The 2,964-nt window shown below is 58.0% G+C and carries 4 protein-coding genes; all 4 read right to left on the bottom strand.

The genetic code is table 11. The features are described from left to right. Positions 1 to 36: 36 nt before the first annotated feature. Genes PA6_RS22040 through tnpA form a run of 4 tightly spaced genes read right to left on the bottom strand, consistent with a single transcriptional unit; the run spans position 37 to position 2,880 of the window. On the bottom strand, positions 37 to 615 hold the full coding sequence (locus PA6_RS22040) for a plasmid pRiA4b ORF-3 family protein (protein WP_021703175.1): 579 nt from the start codon (positions 613 to 615) through the stop codon (positions 37 to 39). Between the two features lie 3 nt (positions 616 to 618). After that, entirely contained in the window at positions 619 to 2,124 is a 1,506-nt protein-coding gene (tnpC, locus tag PA6_RS22035; RefSeq protein WP_021703174.1) for an IS66 family transposase, read from the bottom strand. Between the two features lie 37 nt (positions 2,125 to 2,161). Continuing rightward, positions 2,162 to 2,506 carry an IS66 family insertion sequence element accessory protein TnpB gene (gene tnpB / locus PA6_RS22030; RefSeq protein ID WP_021703173.1) on the bottom strand — a complete coding sequence of 115 codons (345 nt, stop codon included), beginning with the start codon at positions 2,504 to 2,506 and terminating at the stop codon, positions 2,162 to 2,164. Then, a complete protein-coding gene (gene tnpA, locus PA6_RS22025; RefSeq protein WP_052150567.1) occupies positions 2,503 to 2,880 on the bottom strand; it encodes an IS66-like element accessory protein TnpA in 378 nt (125 codons plus the stop codon). Before tnpA ends, tnpB begins: the two co-directional genes overlap by 4 nt. Positions 2,881 to 2,964: the final 84 nt, after the last annotated feature.

The following is a 2,964-nucleotide window of genomic DNA, read 5'->3' as shown; positions in this document are numbered from 1 at the left end:
CCGAACGTAAGCGTCCGAGCTACACCGTCTTGCAACTCAAACCTTGATCCTCTTAAACCACTGATTCACGCGCTCGCAGTCAAATGCCGCCGGCTCAAATATTTCACCGTACCAACCCACCATGTCGTCGTGTTCTGGATGCTTGGGGTCTGCCATGACCTCTAGAAAATCCTCGTAACCCGGCACCCCACCTACGTCTTCCGGCGGGCAAGCATTGGCACCTTCAATGCAATACGGCAGTTGAGGGGCTGTGATGGCCGGTAGCCTTTTCTCGACTTTGATTCGGTGATCCCAGCTGTCACCAAAGTCGTAGAGATAGTCAAACGTCTTTTTACCGAACAGCGCTTTGACCAATGTCTTGCGAGCTTCTGGATTCACCGGCGGCCCCCAGCCATCAGAATCGGGAATCCCGTATTTTTCACCTGCTATTTCAAACTCATGCAGATGACTATCGCTCCAGCCCATCACGATCTGAATCACGTGATGCAGCTTGCCCAAGGTAATGTTTTCAGGGACTACGAAACGACGCCAGATCGTCGGTGTGATCCACTTCAGCTCAATGTGCAACAGCAAGAGATCAGGTGCAGGTTTGGGTAGGCTGACAGTTTTAACCATGGATCAGGCGGCCTCGCAGAGGTCAGTGTGGTTCAAGGAAATATTCCAGGGCAGCAGTTCGCCCACCCGGTTAACTGGATGTTCGGCGATGTGCTCAAGCACGTAGGTCAGATAGGCCTGCGGATTTAACCCGTTTAGCTTGGCAGTACCCACCAGGCTGTAGATCGCCGCCGCTCGTTCTCCTCCCGCATCGGATCCGGCAAACAGGTAATTTTTGCGACCCAATGCGACGGCGCGCAATGCGCGTTCGGCGGCATTGTTGTCGATTTCGATCCGGCCATCATCGCAGTAGCGCGTCAGCGCCTGCCACCGATTGAGGGCATAGAGGATCGCACCGCCCAATGCCGATTTTTTCGATACTTGAGTCAGCGTCTGGTTAAGCCATGCGTGCAGTTGTTCCAGCAGCGGACTGGCCCGGCTTTGTCGAACCGCTTTTCGTTGGTCGGGCGGCTGCCCTCGAATCTCGCTCTCGATGGCATACAGGGCCGCAATCCGTTGCAGCACCTCGCCGGCAAGTGGTGAAGCCTGATCTGTGTAGACATCGTAAAATTTGCGGCGGGTGTGAGCCCAGCACGCGGCTTCCGCAATAGCACCCGTGGCATACAACTGAGCAAAACCGGCATAGCCGTCAGCCTGCAAGATCCCGCTGAAACTCTTGAGATGAGCACGAGGATGTTGCCCCTTGCGATCCGGCGAGTAGGCAAACCATACCGCGGCCGGTGTCGAGTCACCCGCAGATCGATCATCGCGCACGTACGTCCACAGGCGAGCCGTTTTGGTCTTGCCGTTGCCTGGCGCGAGCACGCCAATCGGCGTGTCGTCGGCATGGACTTTATGACCGCTCATGACGTGGTGCCCGAGGGCGTTGATCAGCGGTCGCAGCAACTGGCTGCTCTGGCCGACCCAGTCGGCCAGGGTTGAGCGCTCCAGATCCACGCCCTCACGGGCGTAGATCTCGGACTGTCGGTACAACGGCAAATGATCGACAAACTTCGAGACCAGCACATGGGCCAGTAGACCCGCGCCGGCAAGGCCTCGGGCTATTGGGCGACTCGGTGCCGGCACCTGAGCGATGTGCTCGCAGCAGCGGCAAACCCACTTCGGACGGACATGGCGAATGACTTTGAAGCGTGCCGGAACGTACTCCAGCACTTCGGACACATCCTCACCTAAATGGCGAAGTGTCCCACCGCAACCAGTGCACTGCGACTCGGGCTGATGAACGCGGGTTTCGCGAGGCAGGTGTTCGGGCAATGGTTTACGACGCGAAACTGCGCGAGGTGCCGGCTCGACGGGAGGTGTCATTTCGGCTTGGCTGACTTGCAGTTCTTCAAGGCTCAACTGGAGCTGGTCGATCATCGCTTCCAGCTGCTCGGAGCTGCGACCGAACTGCGTACGACGCAGCTTGGCAATCATCATCTTTAAGCGCTCAATCTCTGCCCGCTGGGCAGAGACCAGAGCCTTCAAGGATTGAAGATCGTTAGGCAGGGAGTCGGTCGCGAGCGTCATGACCGAATCTTACTTGGGATTTTTTCAGCGCGGCAAGTCAGACCGCGAGGGCGGGTGCTGTACGAATTGGCCTGCGCCAATCAATGCCTTCCAACAGCATCGACAACTGCGCAGCCGTCAGTGACACGCTGCCGCTGGTTGCTTGCGGCCAGACGAAGCGTCCTTGTTCCAGCCGTTTGCAAAACAGGCACAAACCGTCGCCGTCCCACCACAATAGCTTGATACGGTCACCGCGCCGTCCGCGAAAGGCGAAAATCTGACCCGAAAAGGGGTCGGCTTCCAGCTGAGTCTGCACCAACGCCGCCAACCCATCGAAGCCACGGCGCATGTCCGTGACGCCGGCGGCGATCCAGATACGGGTTCCAGCGGGCGGGGCAATCATCGCAGTAACTGCTGCAAGACGAGTTGCATCGTCTGCGGGTCAGGCGTGCCAGTGATGCGTAGCGTGGCTTTACCCACTTCCACAACCAGCTCGGAGTGAAACTCGAGCAGAGGCTGAGCGGCTTGCGAGACATCCGTCGACGACTCGATCATCTGGACAGGCAAAAACGTTGCACTGTGATTAACCGGGCCGAAGGCTCCCTCCTGATACTGGTGCCGCCAGCGAAACACCAAGTTGGCATTGACGTCATGCTCGCGAGCGATCAACGACACGGAAGCGCCAGGCTGGAAGCTGGCCTCAACGACCTTGCGTTTGAACTCACGTGGGAAGTTGGGGCGTCGGCCTGTTCGGCGGACGGGGGCGATTGTATCCAAGATAGTGTCCACTAAAAAATGGTGGGCACTATCTTGGCTGATCTAGATGGCCGTCAGGAGTGGGTGCTGACCGGACGGTTACGG

Origin of the sequence: Aquipseudomonas alcaligenes NBRC 14159 (genome assembly GCF_000467105.1) — a bacterium.
GTDB lineage: Bacteria > Pseudomonadota > Gammaproteobacteria > Pseudomonadales > Pseudomonadaceae > Aquipseudomonas > Aquipseudomonas alcaligenes.
This window is presented reverse-complemented; position numbering and strand designations above follow the sequence as displayed.